Source organism: Pseudomonas sp. A-RE-19 (assembly GCF_019956555.1).
In the GTDB taxonomy this organism is placed as follows: domain Bacteria; phylum Pseudomonadota; class Gammaproteobacteria; order Pseudomonadales; family Pseudomonadaceae; genus Aquipseudomonas.
Genome location: NZ_JAHBDQ010000003.1, coordinates 130,594 through 144,021 on the forward strand (window position 1 = coordinate 130,594; position 13,428 = coordinate 144,021).

At 60.7% G+C, this 13,428-nt stretch carries 11 protein-coding genes; all 11 read right to left on the minus strand.

Going from position 1 to position 13,428, the window contains the following annotated elements; genetic code table 11:
• Nucleotides 1–6: 6 nt before the first annotated feature.
• Nucleotides 7–1,302: a phosphoribosylamine--glycine ligase gene (gene purD / locus KGB14_RS02575; protein ID WP_007937200.1), complete on the minus strand. Its 1,296-nt coding sequence runs from the start codon at nucleotides 1,300–1,302 to the stop codon at nucleotides 7–9.
• A 172-nt stretch (nucleotides 1,303–1,474) separates the two neighbouring features.
• Nucleotides 1,475–3,082 (minus strand): bifunctional phosphoribosylaminoimidazolecarboxamide formyltransferase/IMP cyclohydrolase, encoded by a 1,608-nt coding sequence (gene purH / locus KGB14_RS02580; RefSeq protein WP_223483960.1) that lies wholly within the window; start codon nucleotides 3,080–3,082, stop codon nucleotides 1,475–1,477.
• 81 nt (nucleotides 3,083–3,163) lie between these two features.
• Entirely contained in the window at nucleotides 3,164–3,484 is a 321-nt protein-coding gene (gene fis, locus KGB14_RS02585) for a DNA-binding transcriptional regulator Fis (protein WP_030128251.1), read from the minus strand.
• Nucleotides 3,481–4,491, minus strand: a complete 1,011-nt coding sequence (dusB, locus tag KGB14_RS02590; RefSeq protein ID WP_007907421.1) for a tRNA dihydrouridine synthase DusB — start codon at nucleotides 4,489–4,491, stop codon at nucleotides 3,481–3,483. Before dusB ends, fis begins: the two co-directional genes overlap by 4 nt.
• Nucleotides 4,492–4,676: 185 nt before the next feature.
• Entirely contained in the window at nucleotides 4,677–5,897 is a 1,221-nt protein-coding gene (locus KGB14_RS02595; protein ID WP_223483961.1) for a DUF3426 domain-containing protein, read from the minus strand.
• 30 nt (nucleotides 5,898–5,927) lie between these two features.
• Complete coding sequence (gene prmA / locus KGB14_RS02600) at nucleotides 5,928–6,806, minus strand: 50S ribosomal protein L11 methyltransferase (RefSeq protein ID WP_223483962.1); 879 nt, start codon at nucleotides 6,804–6,806, stop codon at nucleotides 5,928–5,930.
• Nucleotides 6,807–7,075: 269 nt separating this feature from the next.
• Nucleotides 7,076–8,434, minus strand: a complete 1,359-nt coding sequence (gene accC, locus KGB14_RS02605; RefSeq protein WP_223483963.1) for an acetyl-CoA carboxylase biotin carboxylase subunit — start codon at nucleotides 8,432–8,434, stop codon at nucleotides 7,076–7,078.
• A 17-nt stretch (nucleotides 8,435–8,451) separates the two neighbouring features.
• Nucleotides 8,452–8,913: an acetyl-CoA carboxylase biotin carboxyl carrier protein gene (gene accB, locus KGB14_RS02610; RefSeq protein ID WP_223483964.1), complete on the minus strand. Its 462-nt coding sequence runs from the start codon at nucleotides 8,911–8,913 to the stop codon at nucleotides 8,452–8,454.
• Between the two features lie 48 nt (nucleotides 8,914–8,961).
• Nucleotides 8,962–9,414 (minus strand): type II 3-dehydroquinate dehydratase, encoded by a 453-nt coding sequence (gene aroQ / locus KGB14_RS02615; RefSeq protein ID WP_223483965.1) that lies wholly within the window; start codon nucleotides 9,412–9,414, stop codon nucleotides 8,962–8,964.
• A 132-nt stretch (nucleotides 9,415–9,546) separates the two neighbouring features.
• Nucleotides 9,547–11,286: a protein-disulfide reductase DsbD gene (locus KGB14_RS02620; protein WP_223483966.1), complete on the minus strand. Its 1,740-nt coding sequence runs from the start codon at nucleotides 11,284–11,286 to the stop codon at nucleotides 9,547–9,549.
• A 188-nt stretch (nucleotides 11,287–11,474) separates the two neighbouring features.
• Nucleotides 11,475–13,421, minus strand: a complete 1,947-nt coding sequence (locus KGB14_RS02625) for a methyl-accepting chemotaxis protein (RefSeq protein WP_223483967.1) — start codon at nucleotides 13,419–13,421, stop codon at nucleotides 11,475–11,477.
• Between the last annotated feature and the right edge of the window lie 7 nt (nucleotides 13,422–13,428).

A 13,428-nucleotide genomic window follows, 5' to 3' on the forward strand; every position in this document is an offset into this window, starting at 1 on the left:
GGAAGCTTATTCCTGATTTTCGCCACGCTCGCGGGCAATGGCGCGGTAGCCAATGTCCTTGCGGTAGAAACAGCCTTCCCAGTCGATTTTAGCTGCCAGCTTGTAAGCCTGCTGCTGGGCTGCGTCGACGCTGGTGCCCATGGCGGTTGCGCACAGCACCCGACCACCGGCCGTCACCACTTGACCGTCCTTGAGCGCAGTACCGGCGTGGAAGACTTTGCCTTCCAGTGCCGCGGCTGCATCCAGGCCGTTGATGGCGACGCCTTTGGCGTAGTCACCCGGGTAACCGCCAGCGGCCAATACGATGCCGACGCTCGGACGTGGATCCCATTGTGCTTCGACCTTGTCCAGCGCCTGCGCCAGAGCCGCTTCGACCAGCAATACCAGGCTCGACTGCAAACGCAGCATCACCGGTTGGGTCTCAGGATCGCCGAAACGGCAGTTGAACTCGATAACTTTTGGGTTACCAGCCTTGTCGATCATCAGGCCGGCATAAAGGAAACCGGTGTAAACGTTGCCTTCCTCGGCCATGCCACGCACGGTTGGCCAGATCACCAGATCCATGACCCGTTGGTGGACTTCGGCCGTGACGACCGGGGCCGGGGAGTAAGCGCCCATGCCGCCGGTGTTCGGACCGGTGTCGCCGTCGCCGACGCGTTTGTGGTCCTGGCTGGTGGCCATCGGCAGTACGTTCTTGCCGTCGACCATGACAATGAAGCTGGCTTCTTCGCCGTCCAGGAATTCTTCGATCACCACACGGGAACCGGCGTCGCCGAATGCGTTGCCAGCCAGCATGTCGCGCACGGCGTCTTCGGCTTCAGCCAACGTCATGGCCACGATCACGCCTTTACCGGCGGCCAGGCCGTCGGCCTTGATCACGATCGGTGCGCCTTTTTCACGCAGATAAGCCAGGGCCGGCTCGATCTCGGTGAAATTCTGATAATCGGCGGTCGGGATCTTGTGGCGCGCCAGGAAGTCCTTGGTGAAGGCTTTCGAACCTTCCAGCTGAGCAGCGCCAGCGGTCGGGCCGAAGCAATCCAGGCCACGGGAGCGGAACAGATCGACAACGCCGGCAACCAGCGGCACTTCCGGGCCGACGATGGTCAGGGACACGTTCTTCTCGGCAAAATCAGCCAGTTGCTCAAGGGCCAACACGTCGATAGCGACGTTCTCGCACTTGGCTTCAATGGCAGTGCCGGCGTTGCCCGGGGCAACGAAAACTTTCTGCACGCGCGGATCCTGAGCCACTTTCCAGGCCAGGGCGTGTTCACGGCCACCGCTGCCAATGATCAAAACATTCATTTCAAAAACCTCAAAAATCTGGGAAGGCGCTGCAAATCCTTATAGAACTGTAGGAGCTGTCGAGTGCAACGAGGCTGCGATCTTTTGATCTGTTTTTTATAAGCAAAATCTAAAGATCGCAGCCTCGCTTCGCTCGACAGCTCCTACAAGCTCCTACAGGGCGCGCGGCGTATCAGTGACGGAAGTGGCGCATGCCCGTAAAGACCATGGCGATGCCAGCTTCATCAGCTGCAGCAATCACTTCGTTATCGCGCATCGAGCCACCTGGCTGGATCACCGCGGTGATACCGACCTTGGCTGCGTTGTCGATGCCATCACGGAACGGGAAGAACGCATCCGATGCCATGACCGCGCCCTGCACCTGCAAGCCGGCGTGTTCTGCCTTGATCGCGGCGATACGCGCGGAGTTCACGCGGCTCATCTGGCCGGCGCCGACACCGATGGTCTGACGGTTCTTGGCGTAGACGATGGCGTTGGACTTCACGTACTTGGCCACTTTCCAGGCGAAGATCAGGTCATTGATTTCCTGTTCGGTCGGTGCGCGCTTGGTCACCACTTTCAAGTCTTCGCTGCCGATCATGCCGATGTCGCGGCTCTGTACCAGCAAACCACCATTGACGCGTTTGTAATCCCAGGCCGGAGCGCGATCAGCCGACCACTCGCCGCAGGCCAGCAGGCGTACGTTGGTTTTTGCTGCGACGATGGCGCGAGCTTCTTCACTGACGGATGGAGCGATGATCACTTCGACGAACTGACGCTCGACGATGGCCTTGGCGGTTTCAGCATCCAGTTCGCGGTTGAACGCGATGATGCCGCCGAACGCCGATTCGGTGTCGGTGGCGTAGGCCAGTTCATAGGCCTGACGGATGCCGCCTTCGGCGTCCGGGCTCACGGCCACGCCACACGGGTTGGCATGCTTGACGATCACGCAGGCCGGTTTGACGAAGCTCTTCACGCATTCCAGCGCGGCGTCGGTGTCGGCCACGTTGTTGAACGACAGCTCTTTGCCTTGCAATTGGGTCGCGGTGGCGATGCCGACTTCGGCAGGCTTGGCTTCGACATAGAACGCCGCGCTCTGGTGCGGGTTCTCGCCGTAGCGCATTTCCTGGGCCTTGATGAACTGGCTGTTGAACGTGCGCGGGAATTCGCTGCGACCTTCAGTGCTGAGGGTTTCAGCCGCCTGGTTCACGGTGCCCATGTAGTTGGCGATCATGCCGTCGTAGGCGGCGGTGTGTTCGAAGGCCTTGAGCATCAGGTCGAAACGCTGAGCGTAGGTCAGGCCGCCGGCCTTGAGGCTTTCCAGGACGTTGGCGTAATCGCTGGCATTCACCACGATGGCCACGTCTTTGTGGTTCTTGGCTGCCGAACGGACCATGGTCGGGCCGCCGATGTCGATGTTCTCGATGGCAGTCGGCAGGTCGCAGCCTGGCTTGTTGATGGTGGCTTCGAACGGGTACAGGTTGACCGCTACCAGATCGATCGGCTTGATGCCGTGCTCGTTCATGATGGCGTCGTCGATACCGCGACGACCGAGGATCCCGCCGTGGATTTTCGGGTGCAGGGTTTTCACCCGACCGTCCATCATTTCTGCGAAACCGGTGTAGTCCGCGACTTCCACTGCGGCAACGCCGTTGTCGCGCAGCAGCTTGAACGTCCCGCCGGTGGAGAGGATCTCGACGCCCAGGGCTTCAAGCTCCTTGGCGAATTCAAGGATCCCGGTCTTGTCGGAAACACTGATCAAGGCGCGGCGGATCGGCAGGCGGGTAGTCTGGTCGGTCATCTCAATTTCCATCAAAAGCAAAGGAGTCAGCAAAAAAGGCGGCCGGTTTTACGCGGGCGCCTTTCTGGTTTGATTGAATGCTTACAGCAAATCGTACTGCTTGAGTTTCTTGCGCAGGGTGCCTCGGTTCAATCCGAGCAACTCACTGGCCTTGGTCTGGTTGCCCTTGACGTAGTTCATCACGCACTCGAGCAGGGGAGCCTCGACTTCGGAGAGCACCAGGTTGTACACATCCGTGACGGCAGCGCCTTCAAGGTGGGCGAAATAATTGTGCAGCGCCTTCTCGACATTCCCGCGAAGGGTCTGACCTTCTTCGCTCGGCGTATTGAGGTGCTGTTTCAAATTCACGTTGTCGCTCACGGGTGTTGTTCCACTCACTAAAGTCTCGGTCATCATCGTCATGCGGCCACCCCTTCTCCGTCCCCTGTCAGGCTCTTGTAACGTTCGGCGAAGAAGGCCCGAACGTAGGCGCATTGTGCTTCCGTATCTTCCAAACGATTGAAGTGGGCGCGGAACTCCCTGGCGCCCGGCAAGGTTGCGAGATACCAGCCCACATGCTTGCGAGCTATGCGCACGCCCATGACGTCGCCATAGAAGGCATGCAGCGCGGCCAGATGCTCAAGCAGAATACGTTCCACCTCGATCAGTTCCGGTGCCGGGAGTTTTTCGCCGGTACGCAGATAATGGTCGATCTCACGAAAAATCCATGGCTGCCCCTGGGCAGCCCGCCCTACCAACAGGCCATCGGCACCGGTCGCGTCGAGCACGTACCGGGCCTTCTCGGGCGAATCGATATCGCCGTTGGCAAAGACCGGAATCGACACGGCCTGCTTGATCGCGGCAATGGTGTCGTACTCGGCTTCACCTGTGTACAGATCGGCACGGGTGCGGCCATGCACCGCCAGCGCCGTAATGCCTGCCTGTTCGGCGATCTTCGCCACCGTCAGACCGTTCTTGTTCGCCCGGTCCCAGCCAGTGCGGATCTTCAGGGTGACCGGCACATCGACTGCGGCCACCACGGCCTGCAGGATCTCGGTCACCAATGCTTCATCCTTCAACAGTGCGGAGCCGGCGGCCTTGTTGCAGACCTTCTTTGCCGGACAGCCCATGTTGATATCAATAATCTGTGCGCCCAGTTCCACGTTGGCCCGGGCTGCATCCGCCAGCATCTGCGCGTCACCGCCGGCGATCTGTACCGAGCGGGGCTCGGGATCACCTTCGTGGATCATGCGCATCCGCGATTTGCGGGTGTTCCACAAGCTCATGTCGCTGGTGACCATTTCCGAGACTACAAGGCCCGCGCCCAGTCGTTTGCACAGCTGACGAAAGGGCTGGTCGGTGACACCCGCCATGGGGGCGAGAATCAAGCCGTTGTGCAATGTATATGGACCGATGCGTACCGCCGACATAGGACTTCCCTGTTGTGGGGCCGGATCATGAGAGTTCGAAAAAGGGTTGGCATGATACCCGCTCTCGATGACTGGATAAAGGCTGAATTGGATAAAATCTGAACAGTTAATTCGTTATCGCCAGCGGTTTGGTTTGAACGGTCAAAGTCAGGAAACCGCCGTCAAGCCTGTAACGCTTGAGCGTTTCACTCGGGGGAATGGAAGCTCAGGCTGTAATTCACCGCTTTGGGGCCAGGATCGAGAATGTCCAGCGCGATGTGGATCGGCGTTTGCGGCGGCATTTCCGCCAGGCCCTCGAGGTCACCGTTGAGGTACTCGCCGGGCTTGAAGCGACGGCTGGCGATCAGGTGGCCGTTGAGGTCGGCAAAGCGCAGCTCCAGCAGCGGGAAGGGCTGGGAGAAGGGGGCGCGATTGTAAATGATGGCATCGACCACCAGGGCGCCGTTGAAGTCCGGGTGGCTGCGGACCACCAGATTGCTGCTTTTGACTTTCGCGATGTCGACCTTGGACGGCACTGTGCAGCCAATGTGCGGACACAGTTGCTGGAACCACGGACGGTACTGGTCCTGACGTGCCAGTTCGTCGAAGTGGTAGGCGACGTATTGGCCGATGAGGGCCGCGGCACCGAGCAGGATCAGCAGCAGCCAGAAAAAACGCCGACCCCAGGGGGAGCGACGCTTTTGCCAATCCAGTTGCAACGGGTCGTCGGTCAGGTCTTCCAGTACTTCCGCGCGCATGGCCGGTTCGTTGCGTTCGCGCCGCTTGCGCAGAGGCTCGACCGAGGGCAGGTCTTCGTCGATCTCGTCGGGGGTCGCCGACAGGCCTCCAAAAGGGATCGGGGCGTCGAGCGGGTCGTGCAGGCGCAACTGTTGCACCTCGGGTGCATCGTCCACTTCCGCGGGCTCCAGGGACAGCGAAGGTTCGGTGCGCGAGTGTCTGTTCGGCTCGATCGTCGGTTCTGGCGCAGGCGTGTCGGCCACTTTGGCGCGATCGGCGGCCGACTCACTGAAGAGGCTGTCGGACCAGGGATCTTCGTCGTGCCCGGTGGTATCGCGGCGAGCGCTGAGGCTGTCTTCGCGAGGGCGACCGAATTCCGTTGTCGGCTGGATTTCCCGCTGTTCGAGCCGGGCGAGCTCTTCGTCCAGGTCCAGGCTGTCGAGATCCATTTCGGCAGCGGTCCATTGCTTTTGGCTGATGGCTCGCTGCACGGGCGGTTCGACGGGCGCCGGTGCAACCGGTTTGACTGCTTCCTTGCCAGCCCGTTGCTCGAGTAACTGTTTGGCGGCGTTGAACACCTGCAGGCATGAGCCGCAGCGAACCACTCCGCGGGCCACGCTCAATTGAGCGTGGCTGACGCGGAAGCTGGTATGGCAATGGGGGCACTGGGTGACGAAACTGTCGGTCATGCGGCAATCCGGTTTATGCAGGTGCTCATTCTAGCGCCGACGGCCAGTAATGCGTACCCAGCCGTCGCGATTGGCAATCGGGTCCAGATCGAAGTCCTGGGCGTAGGCGGCGGCGACTTCTTCGCCTTGTTCGGCGAGGATGCCCGACAACGCCAGGCGACCGCCGGGCTTGACCAGGCTGGACAGTTGCGGCGCCAGCGAAACCAGCGGGCCGGCAAGAATGTTGGCGACCAGCACGTCAGCTTGGACCTGCGGCAGATCTTCCGGCAGATAGAGCGGGAACAGCGCTTCGGCAATGTTGTTGCGCCCGGCGTTGTCGCGCGAGGCTTCCAGCGCCTGCACATCGATATCGGTGCCAACGGCTTCTTTCGCGCCGAGCAGCAGGGCGGCAATCGCCAGAATCCCCGAGCCGCAGCCGAAGTCCAGCACGTTGCAACCTTTCAGGTCCTGGCCGTCGAGCCATTCCAGGCACAGCGCGGTGGTCGGGTGAGTGCCGGTGCCGAACGCCAGGCCCGGGTCCAGCAGCAGGTTCACCGCATCTGGCTCCGGCGCGGCGTGCCAGCTTGGGACGATCCACAGGCGCTGACCGAAACGCATGGGCTGGAAACCGTCCATCCAGCTGCGTTCCCAGTCCTGGTCTTCGATGACTTCGCTGTGATGCTCGGGCAGCGGGCTGCCGGTCAGCAACTCGAGGTGGGCCAGTACGCTGGCGGCTTCGGTGCCACCTTCGAACAGGGCCAGCAGGTGAGTGTGCGACCACAGCGGGGTGGTATTGAGTTCCGGCTCGAAGATCGGCTGATCTTCGGCGTCCATGAAGGTCACCGATACGGCGCCCACTTCAAGGAAAGCGTCTTCGTAGGTTTCGGCTTGTTCTGGGCTGATGGCGAGACGGACTTGCAGCCAAGGCATGGCGGGCACCTTTGAAAAGTATAGATTGCAGCCTAGCGGGCTGCGAGAAGCGCGCAAGTTTACGCGAGCGCGAGGCAGAAGACGACAAGGCCGATACGTGCATGCTCTTTGTAGGGGTGGGGCTTGCCCGCGAAGGGGGGGGCGCATTGGTCCTTCTGATACATCGCGGCGTCTGGTTCGCGGAACAGGCCTCGCTCCTGCAAGGGCCGAAGCAATCTCCAGAAACAACAAAGCCGCTCGAAAGCGGCTTTGTTGGTATGGATCACTGCTTAGTGCTTTTCGGCAGCCAGCTTGTGTTCCAGGTAGTGAATGTTGACTCCGCCTTCGCAGAAGCCAGCATCACGGACCAGATCGCGGTGCAGCGGGATGTTGGTTTTGATCCCGTCGACAACGATTTCATCCAGCGCATTGCGCATGCGCGCCATGGCTTCGTCACGGGTTGCGCCGTAGGTGATCAGCTTGCCGATCAACGAATCGTAGTTCGGCGGAACGGCATAGCCACTGTACAGGTGCGAATCGACGCGAACGCCGTTGCCGCCTGGAGCGTGGAAATGCTTGACCGTGCCAGGGCTTGGCATGAAGGTTTTCGGGTCTTCGGCGTTGATCCGGCATTCCAGCGCGTGACCGCGGATGACGACGTCATCCTGGGTGTACGACAACTTGTTGCCAGCGGCGATGCTGAGCATCTCCTTGACGATGTCGATGCCGGTGACCATTTCCGAAACCGGGTGCTCTACCTGGACACGAGTATTCATCTCGATGAAGTAGAAGTGGCCGTTTTCGTACAGGAACTCGAAGGTGCCAGCGCCACGATAGCCAATGTCGATACACGCCCTGACACAGCGTGCGAGGACTTCCTCGCGCGCGTTCTCGTCGATGCCCGGTGCCGGCGCTTCTTCGAGAACCTTCTGGTGACGACGTTGCAGCGAGCAATCGCGGTCACCCAGATGGATCGCGTGACCCTGGCCGTCGGAAAGCACCTGAACTTCCACGTGACGTGGGTTGGTCAGGAATTTTTCCAGGTAGACCATCGGGTTGCCGAACGCTGCGCCCGCTTCGGAGCGGGTCAGTTTCGCCGAAGAGATCAGGTCTTCTTCCTTGTGCACGACGCGCATGCCGCGACCACCACCGCCGCCAGCGGCTTTGATGATCACCGGATAACCGACTTCGCGACCGATGCGCAGAGCGGTTTCTTCGTCTTCAGGCAGTGGGCCGTCGGAACCCGGAACGGTTGGAACACCCGCAGCGATCATGGCGTGCTTGGCCGATACCTTGTCGCCCATCAGGCGGATGGTCTCGGCTTTCGGGCCAATGAACGCGAAGCCGGAGTTCTCGACCTGTTCGGCAAAGTCGGCGTTTTCCGCAAGGAAACCGTAGCCTGGGTGAATGGCGGTAGCGCCGGTCACTTCAGCGGCGGCGATGATGGCCGGAATGTGCAGGTAAGAGTGCGCGGCCGAGGCCGGACCGATGCAGACGGATTCGTCTGCCAGGCCCAGGTGCATCAGCTCTTTGTCGGCCTTGGAGTAAACGGCGACAGTCTTGATGCCCATCTCTTTGCAAGCGCGCAGAATCCGCAGGGCGATCTCACCGCGGTTGGCGATCAGAACTTTTTCCAACTTCGCAGTCATCAAAGTTTCTCCGCGGTTCAAGCGATGGTGAACAGCGGTTGGTCGTACTCAACCGGCTGGCCGTCTTCGACGAGGATGGATTCGATCACACCGCTGCTTTCAGCTTCGATGTGGTTCATCATCTTCATGGCTTCGACGATGCACAGAGTGTCGCCTTTCTTCACGGTCTGGCCGACTTCAACGAAGGACGGCGAGGACGGCGAAGATTTGCGATAGAACGTGCCGACCATTGGCGAACGGGCAACGTTGCCGTTCAGCACAGGCGCAGCCGGAGCGGCGGGAGCAGCGGCCGCAACCGGAGCGGCAGCGACAGGCGCAGGCGCCGGAGCATGCATCGGGGCGGGAGCGTAGTACTGCTGAGCCGGCGTCTTGCTGTGACGGCTGATGCGTACGGACTCTTCGCCTTCCTTGATCTCGAGTTCGTCGATACCGGACTCTTCCAGCAATTCGATCAGTTTCTTAACTTTACGGATATCCATGAATCATCAACTCCCAAGGGTCGGTCAGGGGCGTTTAACGCTTGTTGTTCAAGCCGTTGCCTGTCTTTCAAGCTGCTCTAGTGCGGCCTCCAGGGCCAGTCGATAACCGCTGGCGCCAAGGCCGCAGATCACTCCCACCGCAACATCGGAGAAGTAAGAGTGATGGCGGAAAGGTTCGCGTTTGTGCACGTTAGACAAATGCACTTCGATGAATGGGATGCTCACCGCCAGCAACGCGTCACGTAATGCGACACTTGTATGCGTAAAAGCTGCTGGATTGATCAGAATGAAGTCCACACCTTCGCTGTTCGCTGCGTGGATGCGGTCGATCAATTCGTACTCGGCGTTACTTTGCAGGTAAAGCAAATGGTGGCCGGCATTGCGCGCCCGCTGTTCCAGATCCTGGTTGATTTGCGCCAGGGTCGTCGCACCATAGACGCCCGGTTCGCGGGTGCCGAGCAGGTTCAGGTTGGGGCCATGTAAAACCAATAGGGTCGCCATCTGCTGCTCCTTTGTGATCTGTGTGCAATTGTCAGAACCCGGAGACTATGCCGCAAAGCCTTTGTGACTGTCCAGTTCTATGCAATAGCCAGCACGATGGCCGATGTTTGCGCGAAATATATGACCGGGTGATTAAATCCGGTCATTTGCTTTCGCAACGCGTTCGGCGAAGTTCGTCGCGTTGATCTCACCGATCACCCGCACATCGACACGTTCGACGCCATCCTTGCCGAAAAACATCAGCGCCGGAGGGCCGAATAGCTTGTAGCGGTCGAGCAGGGCGCGTTGTTCGGTGTTGCTGGCGGTGATGTCGAAACGGACCAGTCGATAGCCTTTGAGGCTTTCGATGACCTTGGCATCGTTGAGCACGTCGTGTTCGATGACTTTGCAGCTGATACACCAATCGGCGTACCAGTCGAGTAGCAGCGGCGTGCCGGAGGATTTGGCTTCGGTGAGGACGCGATCCAGTTCGGCTGGCGTGGTGATGGTTTGCCAATTGCCAGTGATTTGCGGTTGATCGTTGCCCGCGACAATGCGCGGTTGGCCGATGGGGTTGAACGGATCGGTCTGGCCACTGAACGCGCCATACCAGCAGGCCAGGGCATAAAACAGCAGGAGTATTCCCAGCAATTGACCCAGGCGTTTTCTCGGCGGTTTATAGACGAATTCCAGCGCGCCCATGAACAACCCGACACCACCGGCGAGCAGGCCGATCAGCAGCAAGGTGATCTGGCCCGGCAAGACCCGGCTGAGCAAACCGATCGCCAGCCCCAGCAGCAGCACACCAATCGCGTTCTTCACGTAGATCATCCACGGTCCGCTTTTCGGCAGCCAGGCCGCGCCGCCGGTCGCCACCAGCAACAGTGGGGCACCCATGCCCAGGCCGAGCATGAACAATTTCAATCCGCCACCCAGCGCATCGCCGCTGGCGCTGATGTACAGCAGCGCGCCGGCCAGAGGGGCCGATACACAAGGCGAAACCAGCAGGCTCGACACCACGCCCAGCACCGCCGCGCCCCACAATGAACCGCCTTCGGTACGGCCAGCGATGCGGTCCAGACGGCTGCGCAGGGCATAGGGCAGTTTCAGTTCGAATACGCCAAACATGGCGAGGGCAAACACCGCGAAAAATAGTGCGAACGGCACCAGCACCCAGGCTGACTGCAAGCGCGCCTGAAGATTGAGCTGCGCGCCGAACATGCCCATCAAGGCACCCAGCACGGCGAAACAGGCGGCCATCGGCAGCACATAAGCCAGGGACAGATTGAAACCGCGTAAACCACCGATTTGCCCGCGCAGGACCACGCCGGAGAGGATCGGCAGCATTGGCAATACGCACGGAGTGAACGTCAGGCCGAGACCTGCGAGGAAAAACAGCGCCAGTTCGCGCCAGCCCCAGGCTGTGGTCGCGCCGCCACTGCCATCAATGCTCAGGCGCTCGGTCTCGGGCGGGTAACACAGGCCTTTGTCGGCGCAGCCCTGATAGGTCACGGCCAGGGTAAAGGCGCGGGAATCGGTGCGCGGCAGTTCTACATCGAGAATCCCGTGGTAAACCTCGACATCGCCGAAGTACTCATCGTGTTTCTGTTCGCCCTTGGGCAGTTGCGCAGCGCCGAGGCCAATGTCGGCCGGGTCGGCGCGAAACTGGAAGCGATGGCGGTAGAGGTAATAACCCTCGGTGGCGACGAAGCGCAGCTTGATCGATTGCGGCGTGCTTTCTACCAGGCTCAACTGAAAGGCTTCGCGCACCGGCAGAAAGTCGGCGCTGTTATTGATCGAACCCAGGGTGGAACTGGGCCGACTGTCCAGCAACCCGGCGGCGGAGGCCGGCAGGGCGAGCACTAAAAACAGCAGGCAGAGCAAACGGCGCATGACAATCTCGCGAATCGAAAGTGTGGGCATGATAGCTGAGAGTGCATTACAACGCCGACCGGTGTAGGAGCTGCCGAAGGCTGCGATCTTTTGATCTTGATCTTTGGCGGTGTGTCATGCGCCACCATCAAAAGCAAGATCAAAAGATCGCAGCCTTCGGCAGCTCCTACAGGGGGATGGGCGGTTTGTCAGACGCGGAAGGCCTGAACGGCTGTATGCAGTCGTCCACCCAACACCAACAAATTCTCCCCTTGCTCTCGCCCCTCGCCGATGCGCAGCAAGTTATCCCCACCCAATTGATGAATCCGCTCACTGTGATCGCGGATTTCGCTGACAGCGCCGCTCTGCTGGGCAGTGACATCGGCGATGCGCACGGCGGTGTCGGAAATGGTCTGAATCGCCCCGACGATTTTATCCAGCGCCCCGTCGGCGGCCTGGGCCTGATTGGCCGTGGCTTCGGCGTGTTCGACCTGAGCGCGCATGCCTTCGACCGATTGTCGTGCGGCGGTTTGCAGGCCGGCGATCAGTGTCTGGATCTCGGCCGTGGCCCCGGCGGTGCGTTGCGCCAGTGACCGAACCTCTTCGGCCACCACCGCGAAACCCCGACCCATTTCCCCGGCGCGGGCCGCTTCGATGGCGGCGTTCAGGGCCAGCAGATTGGTCTGGTCGGCAATCGAGCGAATCACCGTCAGCACACCGCCAATGGTCGCCGACTCTTCGGCCAGATGTTCGATCATCTGCGCGTTGCCTTGCACTTCACCCACCAGCGCATGCAGCCCGGTGAGGCTCAGGCCGATCACTTTCTGGCCGTGTTCCACTGCAAGTCCTGCGTGACGACTGGCATCGGCAGCCTGGCTGGCGTCACCGGCGACTTGTTGAATCGTGGCTTCAAGCTCACCGAGAGAATCGCGGATCAGAGCCGTGTCGCCGGCCTGATGCTCGGCGCCGCTGTGCAGGTCATTACTCAATTCGGCCAGGGTCCGACTGCTGCCGGCGACCTGCTCGGCGTTGAGGCGAATGGTCCCGACCAGGTCGACCAGATAGGCGCGCAGGCGGTTGAGCGAAGCTTGAATGTCGTGCAACTCGCGGTTGGTCGCGCCCAGTTGAATGTCGCGACTGAAGTCACCCTCGGCCCAGGTCGACAGCGCAGGCGCCAGATTGGTCAGGGTTCGGGCCAGACGCCGCTGCAAGGTATCGATCAGCAATGCGATCAACAGGATCAGCCCGATCATCACCCCTTGCATCAGCCGCACTTCGCTCTGGATCTGTCCGTGCTGGGCGCGCACCACCGGTTCCAGCCCGGCGATGGCCTGCTGCACGGCGGTGATTTTCAAGTGCGTCGCGGCGCTGAGGTCGGCGCGTTTCCGGATCTGGTCGCGAGTGCGCGCCAGTTCAGCCGGGTAGCGGGTGAGCAGGCTGTTGAGCTCACGCTTGAGGCCGACACCGGCATCTTCGGCGACGGCTTTTTCTGTGCTGTCCAAACCCATCATCGCGGCGAAATCATCGGTGCTCGATTCACTGCGGGTGGTCACGCCCAGCAGCGGCAAGGCATCCAATTGTTCAGCCTGAACACGGATGCTGGCGACTTCGCGCTCAACATCGGCGGCCAGTTCGCTGCGCCCGCTGCTGACCAGTTTGTCCCGGGCCAGGGACAGTTTGCCCAAGTGCCGGGAGGCAACGAGCAAGGGCGTCAGGTACGCCGCGTTGCCGCTGGCGTATTGGCTGAGCTGATCGAGGCTGGCACCGAGTTCGCGTTCGGCTTGCAGCAACAGGGCCTGCGGATCACCGGCGAGTTTGCCGGCGGCCAAAAGGTCCGTCTTGCTGAACGCTTCAAGGCTCGACAGGCTGGGGCGCAAGGTGTCGGCCAGGGCGGGCGGCAACTCGCCGAGTTCCTTTTGCAAGCTGTCGATGGCCTGGCTGGCGTTGCTCAGGCGCAGGGCATCGCCACTGGCCAGGTAATCTTCGACGTTGCGCGCCACTTCATTTTGAAACTGCTGAGACAGGCCCAGATAACGCTCCATCAATTGATAAGGGCGTTCCAGGGCTTTTTGCGACCACCAAAGCGTGGCGCCAAGGGCTACGCACACGGCGACCAGAAGGAGGGTATTGAGATTGGTCAACAGCTTCAGGCGCATCGTGGTC

Excerpts from the sequence above, each read along its gene's own strand:
- purD (WP_007937200.1), bottom strand. The coding sequence starts at position 1,302 with ATGAATGTTTTGATCATTGGCAGCGGTGGCCGTGAACACGCCCTGGCC.
- purH (WP_223483960.1), bottom strand. The coding sequence starts at position 3,082 with ATGACCGACCAGACTACCCGCCTGCCGATCCGCCGCGCCTTGATCAGT.
- fis (WP_030128251.1), bottom strand. The coding sequence starts at position 3,484 with ATGACGATGATGACCGAGACTTTAGTGAGTGGAACAACACCCGTGAGC.
- dusB (WP_007907421.1), bottom strand. The coding sequence starts at position 4,491 with ATGTCGGCGGTACGCATCGGTCCATATACATTGCACAACGGCTTGATT.
- KGB14_RS02595 (WP_223483961.1), bottom strand. The coding sequence starts at position 5,897 with ATGACCGACAGTTTCGTCACCCAGTGCCCCCATTGCCATACCAGCTTC.
- prmA (WP_223483962.1), bottom strand. The coding sequence starts at position 6,806 with ATGCCTTGGCTGCAAGTCCGTCTCGCCATCAGCCCAGAACAAGCCGAA.
- accC (WP_223483963.1), bottom strand. The coding sequence starts at position 8,434 with ATGACTGCGAAGTTGGAAAAAGTTCTGATCGCCAACCGCGGTGAGATC.
- accB (WP_223483964.1), bottom strand. The coding sequence starts at position 8,913 with ATGGATATCCGTAAAGTTAAGAAACTGATCGAATTGCTGGAAGAGTCC.
- aroQ (WP_223483965.1), bottom strand. The coding sequence starts at position 9,414 with ATGGCGACCCTATTGGTTTTACATGGCCCCAACCTGAACCTGCTCGGC.
- KGB14_RS02620 (WP_223483966.1), bottom strand. The coding sequence starts at position 11,286 with ATGCGCCGTTTGCTCTGCCTGCTGTTTTTAGTGCTCGCCCTGCCGGCC.
- KGB14_RS02625 (WP_223483967.1), bottom strand. The coding sequence starts at position 13,421 with ATGCGCCTGAAGCTGTTGACCAATCTCAATACCCTCCTTCTGGTCGCC.